Genomic DNA, 16162 nt, shown 5'->3' with positions numbered 1-16162 from the left:
ATGCGGAATGAAAAGAGGCGGAGAGGCGGAGAGGCGCGGCTCAGGCGTGGGCGCGGGACATCTCCCAGGGCGCCTGTGGCAGGACCTCGCCGGTCTCCAGCATCGACTTGAGGTTCGCCAGCACGGCCGGCCAGCCGGCCGAGATGCCGCCCAGCATCTCCTGGTTGGGGAGGTTCTCATGGGTCACGGTGAGGCGAACGATGTCCTGATGCGGTTCGACGAGGAAGGTGACGACCGAAGGCTCTCTCGGCGATTCGGCATCGGGGGCGTCATCAAAGGTGATGACCAGCCGGGTCGGGGGCTGGGCCTCCAGGACACGACCCACCACGTCGATCTTGCCCGAGCCGTCGGCTCGCCGGTGTTCCCAGGCGGAGCCCGGCTGCCAGTCGGAGACGTTGGCGTGTCCCCAGTAGCGCGCCGTCAGGTCGGCGTCGGTCAGGGCTTGCCACACCTGCTCCGCAGTGGCGCGGATGTAGGTGACGTATACGTAGTCGGGCACCGGTGTGGGTGCGTTGGTCATGGCGTACTCCTCTGCCTGGTGCTTGATGGCGCTGATCGCTTGCAGCCGGGGTTTGTCGAAGCCGGAGATCCAGCGTTCCTCGATCTCGTGGATCGGGGCCGGGTTGAGGTAGTGCAGCCGCTCCCGGCCGCGCCGCACCACGGTGACGAGGTTGGCCCGCACGAGGATGTCCAGGTGCTGTGTCGCCGACTGGCGCGCCATGTCAAGGCGCTCGCACAGTTCGCGCAGAGTCTGCCCGTTGTGCTCGCGTAGCCGGTCGAGCAGGAGCCGCCGGGTGGGATCGGCCAGCGCCTTGAACACCAAGTCCATCGTTGTTTCTTCGAGGCTCACGCTCATTATTATGCAGGCATTCACCTGCCTATAGTCAAGGGCGAGGACAGCCGTGCGAGCCGAGCGCAGCGATGTGCGCCGACGTCCGGGGCCGCCCCATCACGCATGTCCTCCTCGAGGCCCCCTGCGTCACCCTGACAGGCCGAAGTCAGTAGCGACACGCCAGGCCAGTGATCCGGTGATCTCAACGAAACTGCCTAGTACTCCAGCCGGACTTCTGTATTTCTGCTGGTCAACGGCCTGGCGGTGGGGAGTGCAGCGGGGGATGGGCATGCGCGGGACAGTCTTGGACAGGTCGTCCCACCAACGTGTGTCCGCGCCGCATGTAGTGACAGCGCGACGAGCCGTCCGTGCTCGTGATCCACGACCTACCAACGAATGCTTGGGACCTGGAACTCGAAGAACTCTTCCTGCGGACCGGAGCCCGCTTCTCCCAGGCGGAGTCCCGGCGGCGGATACGGGACTACGTCCGCGGACTGCTCGGCCCGGTCGGCCGAAAGAACAGCTGGCAGCTTGCCGAGTACGCCGGCCACACCACCCCGTTCGGCAGCGCGGATGCACTCTCGGAAGCGTTCCACTTCACGCAGCCCTGCGGCATCCGCGCGGCCTGGCCGCCAGGACTGATGGTCTTCGCCTGCCGACCTTTGGACTTCTTGCCCTTCGGCCCGCCGTGGTCCCCGCTCGTCAGCTGGACGCGCTTAGTCGTCGGCGGAGAGGATGTGTGCGGGTATCCGTAGCGCATTGGCGACGCGTCTGCGGTGACGGTTGAGTTCCTCAGTGTCCATAGTCGAGGCGGCAGCCCAGGCGAAATCGTCGGTGACGACGCGAAGCGCGGCGTTCATGCTTGCGGCGGCGAGCCGTACCTTCGGTGAGTCCGGGGACAGTCCGAAACGCGCAGCGAGTACGTCGGCGAAGGTCGGCTCGGCGCGTTCCTGGAGTACTAGCCATACCGCGCGCAGGCCCGCTTCATCTCGGCTCATTCGAACCACAGAGAGCACCGCGTCGATGTCCGCGCGCGAATCATCGGGAAGGAACGCGTAGCTCGCGCGCAAGTGCTTGCCGAGATCGGACTCAGCCGGCCAGGTGCGCAGGACGTCACGGAAGGCATCCAGCGTCTTGGACAGCAGAGGTTCTACGCAGCTCTCCTTACTGCGGAACAACCGCCACAGGGTCCGCTCGGAGACACCGGCGGACTTCGCGATCTGCAGCCCGGAGGTCCCGGCCACGCCCTGGTCACGAAAGAGCCGCACAGCCACTCGGGAGATTTTCTCGCGCTGCTCTCGGCGGGCTGCGTCGCTGACCGGCGGCCGCCCGCCAAGGCGGGCCACCCCGCCCTGGGCAAGGGGCACCTGCCACTCCCTTCGTGCCGACGTGCGAGTTTTCAAGGTTATACCCGAGGTTATTGGCGGGCACTGCCAGAAACCTCTAGGGTGGAAGTGGCTCTACTCGGTCCAGCTCTTGGAGAACCCCATGAAAGCTGTCCCCCCACGACCGCAGATGCCCTTCGCCCGTCCCAACATCCTCGAGCTCGCACCGGTGTACGAGGTGCTGCGTTCCGAGGCACCCGTCAGCGCAGTGATCACTCCTGCAGGGGACCGAGCCTGGCTGGCGACCGGCTATCGCGAGTGCCGCGAGCTGCTGGCAGACAAGCGTCTGGGCCGCTCGCACCCGGAACCTGACAAGGCCGCACGCGTCAGTACCGCGGCTATCCAGGACGGTCCCACCGGCTCCTACGAGACCGAGGAAGCCGACCACACCCGTATGCGACGACTGCTGACGCCATCGTTCTCGGCGAAGCGGATGATGTCGCTCTCCGGTCATATCCAGGGATTGGTGGACGGCTTCGTCGACGACCTCCTCGCCGCGCATGACGCGACTCCTGACGGGGTGGTCGACCTGCACACCGGCCTCGCTCAACCGCTGCCGGTCTCGGTGATCTGCCAGTTGCTCGGAGTGCCGGTAGGCGACGGAGACCATTTCCGTGCGCTGTCCGAGCGGATGGCCGGTGTCAACGACCAGGACGACGCCCACTCGGCACGGGAGGAATTCTCGCACTACATGTCCGGGCTGGCCGAGGTCAAGCGTGCTCAGCCGGGCGAGGACGTCATCTCCGATGTCGTTGCCGCGCAGCGGCACGACGAGGGATTCAGTTACGACGAGATGGTGGACCTGTGCGTCGGGCTGCTGTTCGCCGGTCATGAGACCACCGTCAACCGCATCGGCCTGGGCACGCTGTTCCTGCTGACTCGCCGCGACAACTGGCTTGACCTTGTCGCCGACCCGGCTGGGCGCACCGACGCCTGTGTCGAGGAAATCATGCGCATGAGCGCCCCTGGAGATCTTGGACTGGTCCGCTACGCCCACACCGACCTCGACGTCGCAGGGGTGACGATCCAGCGCGGGGACGCGGTGGTTCTTTCGGTCAACGCAGCGAACCGCGATCCGGCGGTCTACTCCGAGTCCGAGCGCTTCGACCCGGACCGAAGCGATCAGGGCCACCTCGGCTTCGGGCACGGCCCCCACTTCTGTATCGGAGCCAGCCTGGCACGTATCGAGATGCGGATCGTGTTCGCCACCCTGGCCCGCCGACTCCCTGACCTGCGCCTCGCCGCAGACCTTGAGGATCTCGAGGCCCGCCCGACGCTGACAGGGGGCGTGGCCTCGCTTCCCGTGACTTGGTGATCCGCCGTCCGCTTCACGGCGGAACGGACGCCGTCGAGGTGGTAGCGCCGTCGACGGCGTCCTGGTGGCACTTGTACCCATGCTCCACTCCGCGTGAGACCGTCCCTGCGAGATCAGCGCAATCAAGGTGATACGGCGTGGAAGAAGGTTCGTGGACCAGCTCGATGCCGGCGCCGGACGATGACCGCCCAGAGGGTATCGGCCGATGGCCCTGGCTGCGTGTCCACCACTCAGGGGAAGGTGCCCGTCGAGGTCGTGTGCCGTGATGGCTCCGCGACCTATGCCGAGGCATCCGCCGCGCGCTGCCCGACGCGGTGCAGGTGGCACCTGTGGCACAACCTGTGCGAAGCCGCCCTGAGGGAGGTAAAGGCATAGAGCACCTGTTGGGCCACCGCGTCAAGCGCTACGCGCGAGCCGATCAGCCCGAGCGGATGCTCCGCGTCCCCAAGTACCGTGCCAGCCTCGTCGACCCCTACCGCGAGCATCTGCGCAAGCGGCGGACCGAGGACCCCGCCGTCCCTTCAAGCACTTCTTCGGTGGGGGTCGATGCCGCGTGCTGTCGAGGGGGTGTCATTCGGCGGTGGAGCTGCCGGGGGTGACCAGGCCTGTCTCGTAGGCGAGGATGACGGCTTGGGCGCGGTCGCGGAGGGTGAGCTTGGCGAAGATGCGGGCTACGTGGGTCTTCACGGTGGCTTCGCTCAGAGTGAGGGTGTCGGCGAGTTCGGTGTTCGACAGGCCCCGGCCCATCAGGGCCAGCACCTCGCGTTCGCGGGGTGTCAGCGGAGCGAGGTCGCGGTGGAGCGGGGGTGTGCGATCCACAGTCGCCGCAGTGGCGGGGCGGTGAGCCGCCTCGGCTTCGTCGGCCTCGTGGGTGGTCGCGTAGCGCTCGACCAGACGGCGGGTGATCGAGGGGGCGAGCAGCGCGTCGCCCGTGTTCACGAGTCGCACGGCTGCGGCGAGGTGGGCGGCGGTGACGTCCTTGAGCAGGAAGCCGCTCGCCCCGGCGGCGAGCGCCGCGTAGACGTAGCGGTCGAGGTCGAACGTGGTGAGCATGAGAACCCGACAGTGCGGGCGTAGCCGCAGGACGCGCTTGGCGGCTTCCAGACCGTCCAGGTTGGGCATCCGGATGTCCATCAGGAGGACGTCCGGGCGTAGCCGTTCGGCTTCTGCGATGGCCTGTACGCCGTCTGCGGCCTCGCCGATGACCTCGATGCCGCGTGAGGTGAGGATGAGGCGGAAGCCGGTTCGGATGAGCTCTTCGTCGTCGGCGATGAGGACTCGCGGGGCGACGGCTTCCCTGCTCGGGTTCGGGCCGTGGGGGACGCGGCGGTCAGCGGCGGGCTGGGTCACGGGCGCTCCAGAGGGATGCGTGCGCGGACACGGAACCCACCACCGACGCGGCGCCGGGCGTCGAAGTGGCCTCCGTAGACGGCGACGCGCTCGCGCAGACCGATCAGTCCGTGCCCCGCTCCGTCGGCCCGGCGCGCGCGGCCACCGGAGCCGGCTCCCGGGCTCGCGGGGCCGGTGGGCAGCACGCTCAGTCCGCTGTTGAGCACCTCGACCCGCAGCCCGTGGTCGGCATAGCGCACCGTCACGGTCGCCGTGCCGCCGTCGCCGTACTTGAGCGCGTTGGTCAGTGCCTCCTGGACGATCCGGTAGGCGGTGACGTCGGTGCCGGGCGGCAGCGGGCGTGGTTCCCCGGAGATTTCCGCCGTATGAAGCGAAACGGTCAGTCAGGAAGAAACTCCCGGGCATGGTCGTGTGCCCACTGAGCGAAGGTGCGAGCCGGGACCCTGGTGGCCTCCTCAGCCGTGGGTACCGAGCCAGTCGCCGTCGGATCGAATTCCTGGAGTGCCTGCAGGTCTGATTGACCGCCCGAATAGTCCTCGAAACCGAGCAGGAAATCCGCGTTCGCCGCTGCGAATCCCCCCTGCTTGCGGTAGCTCTCCCGTGCCTCGTCCCGGCTCACGACTTCAAAACGGATCGGGCGCCCGACGGCCTCGGCGATGAGCTCAACCTGCCGACGATGCGACAGCATTTCGGGGTCGTTGAGGGTGTACGCCCGTCCGCAGTGTCCGTCCTCCAGCAGGGCCAGGGCAGCGACATCGGCGATGTCCTGCTCGTGCACCGGACACCCGGCCGCGTCGGGGTTGGGGTCGCGCACTACGCCCTCGGCACGGATGGACGGGCCCCACAAGGCCAGCTTGTTCATCGCGAACTCGCCGGGGCGCACGTGAGTCCACTCCAGGCCCGACGCCTCTACGGCCTGCTCGACCGGTAAGTGGAAGTCGCTGTCGAAGCCTGTCGTGACAGCCCCGGAGGACAGCACCACAATGCGACTCACGCCGGCTTGCCGTGCCAACGCAACCACTTCCCATGCCGTTTCGGCGGCTGGGAAGAGATACATCCGGTCGACGCCCCTTAACGTTTCGCCGAACGATTCCGGTTGCATGAGATCTCCCGCAACTACGCGCACGCCTTCCGGAAACGCCGCCGTGCGTGGGCTGCGGGTCAGAGCCCGCACCTCCGCACACCACCACAGAAGGCCACCGTAGGCGGCACATCGCCCGCCCACCGCCAGACCATCTCCTCAGCGGCACCGGATCCGTCGCCACGGCCAGCACGCGCTGGCCCGGATCCGGTGCCGCGCCGCTGCCCAGGCCTGTGTCGCCGTGCCCGAACACCCCCGCGTCGGCGGGGAGGACTACGGCCTTGACTACGCCATCGCCGGCAACACCGGAACACCCGTCAGTCGACCGGATCCTCGATCCACCGGAACGAGGCCCGTTCGCCCTCGACATGCAGCAAGAACTCAGCGACCGGTCCCGCTGGGGCGACCAGTTGCAGCTTCTCGTTGATCTCTCCGATCACGGAGTCCCATTCGCCCCACTCCTCCTCTTCGGTCAGCGCCAATTCACGCTCGAACAGAGGCTTTACCTCGGCGAAGCCCGCTGTCGGCACGAAGCGACCGGACAGCCACGGGAAGTCGCCCTCCTCAATGAGGATCTCGCCGACCACCTCCTCGCCCCGGCAAAGCCGCCAGACCTCCCCCTTGTTCCACATCGCGACCACCCCTCCACGCTGAACCGATACCGCGGAGCCTTCCACGCCGGTCTGACATGGACCGCAGGGCAGTACTGATCACGAGGGTCCGGCAGCCTCCGGCTGCCGGACCCTCAACCCCTGGCTCTGTCCGCAGTTCCGTGAATCTCCAGGTCCAGCGAGGGGAACGAGGGATCGTTGCGGCAGAGTGTTTCCTGGCATGGCGAGCAAGACGGTCGAGGCTGCGCTGCTTCCCGGGATCGATGTGCGAGTGGATCGCGTCAGCGACTCCTCCGACGTCCTGGTGGTGGAGGCGGTGTCCACCGCTCGCCCGGCCGGTGCCTGAACTGCCGGAAACAGGGCGAGGCGAATACGCAGAGCGTACCAACGCACCCCGAATGAAAGACCGTTGGGCTCTCGTCGGGTCGTAGTCCGGGTGCGGGTGCGGGTGCGGGTGCGCCGGTACTTCTGCGAACCGGAAGAGCTCCTAGGTCCTGTCTGATAAATGATCAAGCTATGGGCGGGCGAAATCGTCGGCTGCGTGGCCACAACGGCAGCCGTAGCCGTGAAAGGTCAGGCCCTTCAAACGGACGCAGCGGCGCGTGAAGGGCTGAGCCGCATCACCAGTGAAGCCGATGAACTGCGTGAGCGGGCGACGCGTCTGGCAGTCGAGGCCCGCTGGTACCTGGAACTTGACTGGTCCTGCCAGGGCCGCAGCGGCACGATCCGCGTCGACGATCCCGGCGGGCCGTTCGGGACAACGGCCATCAAGGGAATGCCGCACTACTGGTACGGCGGGAAAGACGTGGGCGCGCATGCCTGGGTCCCGTACGCCGGATAGTCCGGCCGCCCCGTCGGCGAGCGGACCCGCACGGATCGGGGCGGCGGGCCGTTGCCGTCGTCACCGGGGCGCCCACGGCTCCGTCGTGAGCATTTCCGGAAACAGAATGGCCTGAAATATCACGGCGCGGCATGGACGCCTCTGACTCCATGCCACAGAATCTAGCTCGTGGTCGGTCCGTGAAGATCGCGAACTTCTTTTCCTTGGGACGCTCGCCCTGCGGCGGGCGCCTTCAGTGGCACATGTTGCGCTCGGCCGTTCTCCGCTAATCAAGCGCTGCGCTGCGGCGGTTGACCAGCGTGCTCAGTCTCCCCTCTCCAGATCGAGGTTGCATGCGCACTAAAATATTGGGCTGCCTGTTCGGCGTGGCCTCGATGACCGCTGTCGCGCTGATCGGCGCCCCCGGCGCTCAGGCCGCTCCGTCCACCGCCTCCCACTCGGCCCACGCGGCCACCATCAGCGTGCCGGCCGGCGAGAACAGTGCGACCATGACGGTGGGCGGAAGCACAGTGACCGTCACCAGGTCAGCACCCTCCGTCGCCGTACTCACCTGCACCGTCAGCCCCGGCAAGCCGTACCACGGCGCTGCCGGCGTGACATCCACGGTCTGGGCCTACTGCAACAGCAACGCGGCCACACTGACGTTCGGGACGGCCCTGTACTTCTACGGATCCAACGTCAGCCAGAACAATGCGACCAAACACAACTGCACATCGTGCTATGTGACCGTTACGGCGCCCTATGAGGCCGGCCAATGGAAATCGGGCGCGATTCTTGGATACTTCGACAGCAGTGGGAACGGGCAGTTCACCGATGAGGCATACAGCGCAACGGCGAGTCTGTAAAGAGCCGTTGTCGTACCGATCATGGAGCTTGTTGATCGAACGGAAGTCGCGTTCGGGTGATCGCGGTGAGGGCGGCGTATGAAGGCAGACACCTCACGATGCCAACGCGTCAAGCTGCGGCGGCCAGTTCGGTGGGGAATGCCGTGTCCTCGTCGAACAGCTTGCGGTGCTGGAGACAGTGGTAGAGCTGGCCGATCATGCGGTTGAAGAGGTTCCTCTGGGCGGCCGCGTGCCAGTCGCCGACCTCTCGGCGGTGCCGGTAGTGGGCGTTGGCCCCGGCGGACGCCCGGAGCGAGGCGAAGGCCCAGAAGTAGCCGGCATGGTTGAGCCGGTCGTTCTTCACCCACCGTCGGGTGATGGCGGACTTCTTGCCGGAGGCCCGGGTGATGGGCGAGGAGCCAGCATATGACTTCAGGCCGCGGGCGTCGGCGAAGCGAGCACGGTCGTCCCCGATCTCAGCCAGGATCCGGGCGGCGAGCTGGATACCGAGCCCGGGGAAGCTCAGCAGGATCTCGGCGTCCGGATGCTGAGGGAACGCCTCTTCCACCGCCTTCGCGAGGTCGTCGGAGGCCGTGCAGGCCGCTTCCAGCTGGACGAGGAGGGCGAGCATCTGCTTTGCCGAGCGCGTCCTCGACCAGCGGCGGCTGGTGGGCCCACTCAGCGCGGAAGACGTCGCGGAGGCGGTCGGCCTCCGCCTCGATGCCACGTTTGCGACCGGCCCGCTTGAGCGCGGCCTGGAGCTGGGAGCGGGTCAGCCGCGCGGCCCGGGTGGGCGTCGGTGCAGCCTTGAGAAGTTCACGGGCCTCAGGGCGGCACAAGCCGTTGGTCCAGGTGGCGAAGGCGTCCAGGGCAGCCGGATAGTACTCGCGAAGCAGGGAACGGAGCTGGTTGGCGATCTGCTGCCGGTTCCACAGCGCGTCCTGCTGAGCGCGAGCCAGGACGGCGATCGCTCGGCCGAGGTCGCTGTCGTTGGGCAGGGACCGGTGGGCGTGCATGTCGGTGCGCAGGATGTTCGCCGGGACGAGGGCGTCGCCGGGGTCGGACTTCTTGCGCGAGACGCTGTGCCGGTCGCGGTAGCGGGCGGCCGCCATCGGGTTGATCGCGTACACCTTCCGCTTCCCGGTCCGCAGCACGGCGACCAACAGGCCGCGGGAGGTCTCGATCGCCACCGGAATCGGGTTCTCCTCGGTGTCTCCGTGCTCCGCGAGCAGTTCCAGCAGCAGCTTGTAGCCGGCCGCGTCGTCGGTGATGTGTCGCTTCGCCACCAGCGTGCCGGTGTCGTTGGCCAGGGCGACGTCATGGGTGCGTTCTGCCCAGTCGATTCCGCAGTAGATCAAGGTTTCCCTCCCCGATGTGCAGGTGTTTGCGCTGGTCACGAGCGCATGCGGGCCACGCGAGCGACCTAATCCCAGGCATCAACCGCCCTGCGGTGTGCCTCCACCTCACTAGCCGTTCGTGGCACCAGCGCACCCCACGGGCTCCGGTCTGCGCGGGAGGTCGGGGGAACGATCAACGCCCTCAAAGGTTTCCGCGCCGTGGCCATTCGGTTCGACAAACGGGCCTACGTCTTCCACGGCACAGTGATTGTCAACGCGATCCGGCTGTGGCTTCGCTCCTGAGCCTCCCCGCTTTCTTGCGATTGGCCTTGGCCTACCGCAGGACGGGGCGGTTGGCGGATGCGTACTCGTCCGCGATGTTGAACACGCTGGCACAATGTGGACATTCGGCCTTGCCGAAAAGATGGGCGATTCCGTCGGCGAGCGCCTTGAGTCCGTCGCGGAGGGCAGTCTCGTGCATCCACCGGCCACTGCCGGAGAGTTCATCGGAGGTCGCCGGCCGTAGGTTGCGGCGGTCCACGTCTCCCAGGTTCCAGTCCCGGATCGCTGAATAGCGCCCGTGGTCCCCGATGGCGATCGTCACGTCCACGGCGCAGTGGGGGCAGGCCAGGTGGTAGAAGTCGTCCGTGAAGTCCCCCAGGACGGCACTCCAGTGGTACTCCCCTTCGGCCGCAAGCAGATCCAGGAAGGCCGCGAGGTAGTCTTCCGGGCGCGATTGGAGATGCTGGTCCAGCAGTTTGCGGAACTCCGTGATCGCGTGGGTACAGTCCGCCAGCAGATGGTCGCAGCCGTGGTGTCCTGCCGCGCGGCGCAGGATCTCCCCTGCCAGTCCACGCGCCCGTGCGCTCCCCGATGCGAGACGCACCAGGCTCGGCAGAGCGGCGAAGCTGGCAGGGAAGACGAGGTCGTGTTCGAGGACGAGGCGATATCCCAGTTCCTCCCACGCTTCGGGGTTGTCCTCGCGCTCCAACCGTTCCAGAAGCGCGGGGACGCGATCGACGTCCTCGTAGCAGTCGTGCATCTGCGTCCAGTTCACCACCTGGGCATTAAATCCCCCCGGGACAGCCGGGACGGGGTGGACGCCCCTACTCCTGACTCATCGGACAGGCCCTGGGCGATGGAGCCGCTAGGCCCACGAACTCCTCCCAGCGTCGGGAACGCAACTGGCCCCGCGCCGCCTCCGATACCACCGACCTGGACTGACTGCTTTTCTGCGCGGTCGGGATCAGGAGTGAAGTCTTCTCAACGACGATCACTCCCGTTGCGCATGGGGACGAGCGCGACGCGAGTGGTGTCGCCGTACGGTTGCTAGGCCGCGGAGGCGTCGGTCGATGTCGTGGTAGCTTCGCGGCGGAGGCACGTAGGTGCCAGCCCCGGACGAGATGTGCGCCGTACCCGGCCTGCCAAGACGACGCACTCAGGAGGCGTCATGGCCGCAGGCACATCCTTCATTGATTTCGACAGCCCGGTCCACCGGCCTCGCGAGTTGGACGTCCGCTGGATCCACGGCTCACCGTCGTCCAAGCACAACACCGACCCGGACATCCAGGTCTACGCGTACGACGAGCACACGATCATCCTGCGGCAGAACATGGCGATCGACTACGAAGCGCCGTTCCTGTTCCTGCTGTTCGGCAACACACGGGCGGTGCTGATCGACACCGGAGCCACCGCGTCCACCGAGTTCTTCCCCCTGCGCCGAGTGGTTGACGAGCTCGTCGACGGCTGGCTCGCCCGCCACCCCCGTCAGGACTACCACCTGCTTGTGCTGCACACTCACGCCCACGACGACCACACAGCGGGCGACAGCCAGTTCGCAGACCGCCCCGACACCACCGTGGTCGACGCAGAGCTTGCCACGGCCTGGACGTACTTCGGATTCGACGAGGACCCCACTGCCGTGGCGCGGGTCGATCTGGGAGGCCGCACGCTCGAGTGCCTGGCCACTCCCGGACACCACGAGGCAGCGGTCACGTTCTACGACCCGTGGACCGGGATCCTGCTCACCGGCGACACCGTCTACCCCGGCCGGCTCTACGTCCAGGACTGGCCCGCCTTCACCCGGACCATCGACCGCCTCATCAAGTTCTGCGAGCACAGACCGGTCACCCACGTCCTGGGCTGCCACATCGAGATGACCACCGAACCGGGCGTGGACTACCCGGTCCGCACCACCTACCAGCCCCACGAACCCCCGCTGCAGATGACCACCGGCCACCTGCACGAAATCCGCGCCGCACTCAACGAGATCGGCGACCAACCCCGCCGAGTCGCCCACTCGCTCTTCGTCATCTGCCCAGACCACTGAGCCACGCCCGAGGAACACCGCCGGCCCGGCGCGGACCACCGACGGCCCGCCGCATGCGGACCCGCTGTCGCTCACGGGGCGGCTGGGGTCTTTGGATGGTTCGCGGGCTCGGCTCTGCATCAGGTGTCGGGAAGTAGGAGCATTCGTACGGGCCGAGAGGATCCCCGTCCGGCTTGAGCGTGACCTGGACGTCGTCCGGGCGGACGTCGGGTTCGAGCACGGACTGGGCGCGCGCCGGGCTGCAGACCAACTGCCCGTTCAGCAGGCGGTTCCCGGCCGAGAGAAGCGTGCCCGGCATGTCGAGCGTGACCTGCTTGCCGTGGCCGGTGGCCGTGCACGTACCTGCTGACTCGACGAGGTTGGTGAGCCCGCTGTGCTGCTCCGATGCGTTCGGGCCCGCTATCAGCAGCTTGATGGTGGAACCGAGTTCCGTGACCTCTCGGTCGGGCCGTGAGACACCGCGAAGTCCCGTGTCGGAAGCGAAATAGACCCGCATGCCCTTGGTGAGTCCCGATGTGGGTTCGCCCGCGTCGATCACTCCGGTCGGCTGGACCCCACATCCCGTGACCGCGGCCAGGAGCACGAGGCCGGCCATTCGGCCCGGCCGGCGGTGGCGGTGGTTTTTCGGCGGGCGCTTTGGGCTGCGTTCAGGGATGCTCATCGCAGTTCCTCGGTTTGCTGACGGGGCAGCCGGAGGGTGAACAGTGCGCCGCCGTCCGCTCGGTTGGCCGCCTCGATGGTTCCGTCGTGCAGCCGGGCATTCTCCAGGGCGATGGCTGTGCCGAGGCCGCTGCCCTCGGACCGGGTGCGGGCGGCTTCGCTCTTGTAGAAGCGTTCGAAGACGTGAGGCAGGGACTCGGGCGGCAGGCCGGGCCCGCGGTCACGGACCTCGACGGTGATCTCGTCGTGTGTGGCGCGGAGCCCCACGCCGACGGGCGGGCGCCGTGGCGCAGCGCGTTATAGACGAGGTTCGCCACGACCACGTCGATGCGGCGCCTGTCGACGTTGGCCCGCATGCCGTTCGGGAGGTCGGCGTGCACTTGGTCCGTCCAGCCGCGACGTGCCAGCGTCGAGCGGATCGCCGATGCGAGGTCGGTGTCGGAGGGGTTGAGCTGGACGGCACCGGCGTCGAAGCGGGAGATCTCGATCAGGTCCTGGAGGAGACGCGAAAGCTGTCCTATCTCGGCGGTGACGGTGCGGGCGGCCATGGCGGAGTCGGCCGGCAGTTGGTCGGCGTCCTCGTCCAGCACTGTGGACACCATGGTCATCGCGGCCAGCGGGGTGCGCAGTTCGTGGGAGACGTCGGCGGCGAAGCGGCGGGCCCGTTCCTCCTGTTCCCGCTCGGTGACGGAGGTCTGGAGGCTGTCGGCAGTGTGGTTGAAGCTCTGGGCGAGTTCGGCGAGTTCGGCGAGTTCGTCCCGGCCCATGACTCTGACCCGTGTGGACAGATCGCCGGCCGCGAGCTTGCGGGTGGCCCGGGCCAGGTCCCGCACCGGACGCAGCACGGTGCGGGCGGAGAGCAGGGCGAGGACCGCGGCAAGCAGCAGGACGGGGATGAGTCCTGCCCGTACGGTGTCCAGCAGTCCGGTGCTGTCCTCTTCCTCGGCCCGCAGCGGGGAGATGGTAAAGACGTCGAGCGCGGAGGTGCGGCCGTCGTCGAAGGCCACGGGCGTGCCGACGGCCAGGTAGGGCTCGCCGTACCACTCGACGCGCTGGAACTGCATCCGGCCAGTGGTCCGCACCGCAGTGCGCAGTTCGGGCGTGATGCGTGTCTGGTCCGCGATGGTGTCGGAGGAGGCCGTGAGGTTGTGGTAGCTGGCGACCACGAGGTCACCGCCGAGCCCGCGTGAGACATCGGCCGTGAGGCGGGTGAGGGTGTTCTGGTCGGGGGGTGTGTCCACGTTGGCCGCGACCCCGCTCACCCGGCTGCGGAAGTCCGTCTGGATCGCGTCCCGGGCGCGCTCCAGCACGGCGTTGCGGGACTGACGGTAGGCGAGCGTGGTGGCGGTCACCGCGCTGACCTTGGCGACGAGGACGAAGGTGATGACAAGGCGAGTGCGTAGCCCGCCCGTCCATGTCCGGGGGCGTGTCACGGGAGCATCCGGCGGCGCCGCGAACCGGAGCGGTTTTCGTACCTCGACATCCGCAAGGCGGTGGTGGAGATCCTGGAGAGGGGGCACGGCGTCACCACCAGCCGCTGCCGGCGTGCTGTCGGCCGGGATCCACCACCCCAGCCGCTACCTGGCGGCATCCGCACCGATCTGGAACGGCCGGATGGCCTCGTCGTTGAGGGCGGTCACCGGCCGGAGCGGGACGCGACCGCAGGCTGTCTAGGAGGCCGGTTCGGCGGTCCTTCGCCGGGTCTCGCGCAGGTGGAGGTCGATGTACCCGGCGAGGGTCAGTGCGTCCTGTGGGTCGTCGGCCTGGAAGGAGACACGGCGAAGCAGTTGTACGTTGTCGAGTGCGACATCCTGGCGGGCCAGGACGAAGAGGCAGGTGAGGAGGGCGGAGCGGGCGTTGCCGTCGTCGAAGGGGTGGAAGAAGCAGACGTCGAGGAAGGCGCGTGCGGCCCGGGCGGTCAGCGGCAGGGGCCGGGCGGCGTCTTTCGCGCTCTCGGCGAGGCAGGCGTCGAGGCGGTCGCGGGTGTCGGGGCCGATGCCGTACCGTTCCCGGCCGCCCTTGGCGAAGGCGGGCAGGCTGCGGAACGGTGGCGGTCCGGGAGTGGCCAGAACGTACCGTTGCCAGCCCTGGATCAACTCGAAGTCGAGCCGGGCGCCGCGCGCGGCGTCGGCCCGCATCAGTTCCAGGGCGGTGAGCAGGCCTTGTCCGCGGGTGGGGTCGAGGACTGCGTCGAAGGCGCGGATCTCCTTCGCTGCCCCGTCGCGGGCCGGCGTCACCGGTCCGTCCCCGCTGCTGTCCTGGGCCTTGTGCCACGGCACGGCTTCCCGCACCGCGAGCCAGCGCTCCAGGTGGTCGGGCAGTGGCGGCTCGGCGGCCCGGGTGTCCGCGTCCGGCCGCACGGAGGCCGCGAGCCGTTCGGCGATGTCCTCGACCAGTACCGGGTCGGGGCCGGTCCAGCTTTTGAACCGGCCGCCGATCGCCTGCTCCACCAGGTGCTCGGCGTCGTCGGCCTCGACGCCCCAGTGGCTGAGGAACCATTCGAGCACCTGATGGCAGTGCCCGTACCAGCCGCTGCCGCAGCCGGTGCGGTCGGTGACGTGCAGGATCAGGTGGCGGGCGGTGCGGTCCCACAGGATCCGCTGGTCGTCGATGCCGGCCAGGTCCAGCGGGTGGGCCTCGAACCGTGCGGCCAGGCTCTCCAGCCACTCGCGCCACTCGCGCAGCGCCGCGGTCACACGGTCGAGGGTCTCGTCCGCAGTGGTGACCGAGTGCTGGGCGCAGCACCAGCTGCCGACCGGTCCTCCGTCGAAGTCCCCCTCGTCGTGCGCCCACCGCCAGCCGGTGACCCAGCGGCCGTAGTGCTCGGCCAGGGCGTACGTCATGGCGTCGGACCAGGGCTTGGCCTCGTTCCAGCTCCACTCGTGCAGGGCCCGGTCACCCGGCGGTACGTCGGGGCGGCGGGGCACCCGCTGGGCCGGCCCGAGTGATCTGACCATCCGCGCCGCCGACTCGCTGTCGAAAGGATGACGGGCGGGATCCACATCGTCCCAGGTCAGGTTGCGGGGGGACAGCTCCATGATCACTGCGCAAGTCTCTCCGCCCACCGGTACTGGTTTCAACCCGATTACCGGTCGGTTGCCGACCCCGTTTGAGTCTCGCCACCCCGGCCTCTGGCGGCCGTGTCGAGCAGGCTTGCTCGCGTGGCTCTTTCGGCCGTGAGGTGCCACCGGAGGAGTGGCGCCCTCCCGAGTAGGTCATCACGTTCCATCGTCGTGCATCGATGCCGCGTCGATCAGCCGACCGACGCCAGGCCGCGATCTCGGCCCGCGGCAGGCGCCGGCGGTTACTGACTTCGGCCTGTCAGGGTGATGTTGGGTCGGCGAGGGTCAGGCCGGTAGCCGCTATGAAGCCGTCGAGGGTGTCGGGCTGGTGCTGGAGGCGTTTGAGCCGGGTACGGAGGAGTTGTTCCAGGTGGTCGACGGCGACGGCGACGGCGACGACGGCGAGGCTGGCCAGACTACGTTTGACGTGCGTCTACTCGCCCTCGGCGGTGCAGCGGTCACCCTCGCGGGGTGACGGGGGCGGGCGTCTGACCGGCGTGCTCACCCAGGTGTCGGCTGATGTCTGCAGACCAAC

Annotated in this window: 15 protein-coding genes, 6 pseudogenes and 1 riboswitch; of the genes and pseudogenes, 9 read left to right on the top strand and 12 right to left on the bottom strand. The window is 68.1% G+C overall.

The window, feature by feature from the left end:
• Nucleotides 1-40 precede the first annotated feature (40 nt).
• Complete coding sequence (locus ABZ915_RS43910) at nt 41-829, bottom strand: metalloregulator ArsR/SmtB family transcription factor (protein WP_361815635.1); 789 nt, start codon at nt 827-829, stop codon at nt 41-43.
• Nucleotides 830-1239: 410 nt separating this feature from the next.
• Between ABZ915_RS43910 and ABZ915_RS43905 the strand changes: the two are divergent.
• Nucleotides 1240-1398: pseudogene (locus ABZ915_RS43905) on the top strand (IS701 family transposase); the annotation flags it as partial.
• A 150-nt stretch (nt 1399-1548) separates the two neighbouring features.
• On the opposite strand, the gene ABZ915_RS43900 reads toward ABZ915_RS43905, so the two are convergent.
• The gene (locus ABZ915_RS43900; protein ID WP_361815494.1) at nt 1549-2199 is read right to left on the bottom strand and encodes a helix-turn-helix domain-containing protein; all 651 of its coding nucleotides are present in this window, start codon (nt 2197-2199) and stop codon (nt 1549-1551) included.
• 121 nt (nt 2200-2320) lie between these two features.
• Here ABZ915_RS43900 and ABZ915_RS43895 point away from each other — a divergent pair, with 121 nt between their 5' ends.
• Together ABZ915_RS43895 and ABZ915_RS43890 are read left to right on the top strand one after the other, a co-directional pair.
• The gene (locus ABZ915_RS43895) at nt 2321-3532 is read left to right on the top strand and encodes a cytochrome P450 (RefSeq protein WP_361815491.1); all 1212 of its coding nucleotides are present in this window, start codon (nt 2321-2323) and stop codon (nt 3530-3532) included.
• 246 nt (nt 3533-3778) lie between these two features.
• Nucleotides 3779-4053: pseudogene (locus tag ABZ915_RS43890) on the top strand (ISL3 family transposase); the annotation flags it as partial.
• A gap of 49 nt (nt 4054-4102) precedes the next feature.
• Here the strand turns inward: ABZ915_RS43890 and ABZ915_RS43885 are convergent.
• The 4 genes from ABZ915_RS43885 to ABZ915_RS43870 form a co-directional block, all read right to left on the bottom strand.
• Nucleotides 4103-4804, bottom strand: coding sequence for a response regulator transcription factor (locus tag ABZ915_RS43885; RefSeq protein ID WP_361815632.1), 702 nt, complete (start codon nt 4802-4804; stop codon nt 4103-4105).
• A 74-nt stretch (nt 4805-4878) separates the two neighbouring features.
• Nucleotides 4879-5184, bottom strand: coding sequence for an ATP-binding protein (locus ABZ915_RS43880; RefSeq protein WP_361815629.1), 306 nt, complete (start codon nt 5182-5184; stop codon nt 4879-4881).
• Nucleotides 5185-5261: 77 nt separating this feature from the next.
• Nucleotides 5262-6056, bottom strand: coding sequence for an NAD(P)H-binding protein (locus ABZ915_RS43875; RefSeq protein WP_361815488.1), 795 nt, complete (start codon nt 6054-6056; stop codon nt 5262-5264).
• A 224-nt stretch (nt 6057-6280) separates the two neighbouring features.
• Nucleotides 6281-6595: a hypothetical protein gene (locus ABZ915_RS43870; protein WP_361815626.1), complete on the bottom strand. Its 315-nt coding sequence runs from the start codon at nt 6593-6595 to the stop codon at nt 6281-6283.
• Nucleotides 6596-6794: 199 nt separating this feature from the next.
• On the opposite strand from ABZ915_RS43870, the gene ABZ915_RS43865 reads away from it, so the two are divergent.
• The 3 genes and pseudogenes from ABZ915_RS43865 (at nt 6795) to ABZ915_RS43855 (ending at nt 8260) form a co-directional block, all read left to right on the top strand.
• On the top strand, nt 6795-6920 hold the full coding sequence (locus tag ABZ915_RS43865) for a hypothetical protein (RefSeq protein ID WP_361815485.1): 126 nt from the start codon (nt 6795-6797) through the stop codon (nt 6918-6920).
• A gap of 333 nt (nt 6921-7253) precedes the next feature.
• Nucleotides 7254-7415 (top strand): annotated as a pseudogene (locus tag ABZ915_RS43860) (transcriptional regulator); the annotation flags it as partial.
• 332 nt (nt 7416-7747) lie between these two features.
• A complete protein-coding gene (locus tag ABZ915_RS43855; RefSeq protein WP_361815482.1) occupies nt 7748-8260 on the top strand; it encodes a hypothetical protein in 513 nt (170 codons plus the stop codon).
• Nucleotides 8261-8369: 109 nt separating this feature from the next.
• On the opposite strand, the pseudogene ABZ915_RS43850 reads toward ABZ915_RS43855, so the two are convergent.
• Nucleotides 8370-9597 (bottom strand): annotated as a pseudogene (locus ABZ915_RS43850) (IS110 family transposase).
• A gap of 156 nt (nt 9598-9753) precedes the next feature.
• On the opposite strand from ABZ915_RS43850, the pseudogene ABZ915_RS43845 reads away from it, so the two are divergent.
• A pseudogene (locus ABZ915_RS43845) lies at nt 9754-9879 on the top strand (IS5/IS1182 family transposase); the annotation flags it as partial.
• Between the two features lie 31 nt (nt 9880-9910).
• On the opposite strand, the gene ABZ915_RS43840 reads toward ABZ915_RS43845, so the two are convergent.
• A complete protein-coding gene (locus ABZ915_RS43840; RefSeq protein ID WP_361815479.1) occupies nt 9911-10636 on the bottom strand; it encodes a hypothetical protein in 726 nt (241 codons plus the stop codon).
• 311 nt (nt 10637-10947) lie between these two features.
• Nucleotides 10948-11015, top strand: a riboswitch (guanidine-III (ykkC-III) riboswitch).
• Nucleotides 11016-11026: 11 nt separating this feature from the next.
• On the opposite strand from ABZ915_RS43840, the gene ABZ915_RS43835 reads away from it, so the two are divergent.
• The gene (locus ABZ915_RS43835; protein WP_361815476.1) at nt 11027-11905 is read left to right on the top strand and encodes an MBL fold metallo-hydrolase; all 879 of its coding nucleotides are present in this window, start codon (nt 11027-11029) and stop codon (nt 11903-11905) included.
• Here ABZ915_RS43835 and ABZ915_RS43830 read toward each other — a convergent pair.
• The 4 genes and pseudogenes from ABZ915_RS43830 to ABZ915_RS43815 all read right to left on the bottom strand — a co-directional run bounded on the left by ABZ915_RS43830 (nt 11886) and on the right by ABZ915_RS43815 (nt 15603).
• A complete protein-coding gene (locus tag ABZ915_RS43830) occupies nt 11886-12566 on the bottom strand; it encodes a hypothetical protein (protein ID WP_361815473.1) in 681 nt (226 codons plus the stop codon). The genes ABZ915_RS43835 and ABZ915_RS43830 overlap by 20 nt on opposite strands.
• Nucleotides 12563-12832: an ATP-binding protein gene (locus tag ABZ915_RS43825; RefSeq protein WP_361815623.1), complete on the bottom strand. Its 270-nt coding sequence runs from the start codon at nt 12830-12832 to the stop codon at nt 12563-12565. Before ABZ915_RS43825 ends, ABZ915_RS43830 begins: the two co-directional genes overlap by 4 nt.
• 254 nt (nt 12833-13086) lie before the next feature.
• Nucleotides 13087-13629, bottom strand: a pseudogene (locus tag ABZ915_RS43820) (HAMP domain-containing protein); the annotation flags it as partial.
• Nucleotides 13630-14235: 606 nt separating this feature from the next.
• A complete protein-coding gene (locus ABZ915_RS43815; protein WP_361815620.1) occupies nt 14236-15603 on the bottom strand; it encodes a cell filamentation protein Fic in 1368 nt (455 codons plus the stop codon).
• A 352-nt stretch (nt 15604-15955) separates the two neighbouring features.
• On the opposite strand from ABZ915_RS43815, the gene ABZ915_RS43810 reads away from it, so the two are divergent.
• Nucleotides 15956-16102, top strand: a complete 147-nt coding sequence (locus ABZ915_RS43810) for a hypothetical protein (RefSeq protein WP_361815470.1) — start codon at nt 15956-15958, stop codon at nt 16100-16102.
• The last annotated feature ends 60 nt before the right edge of the window (nt 16103-16162 follow it).

It is taken from the genome of Streptomyces sp. NPDC046915, from assembly GCF_040644935.1.
Classification (GTDB): Bacteria; Actinomycetota; Actinomycetes; order Streptomycetales; family Streptomycetaceae; genus Streptomyces.
This window is presented reverse-complemented; position numbering and strand designations above follow the sequence as displayed.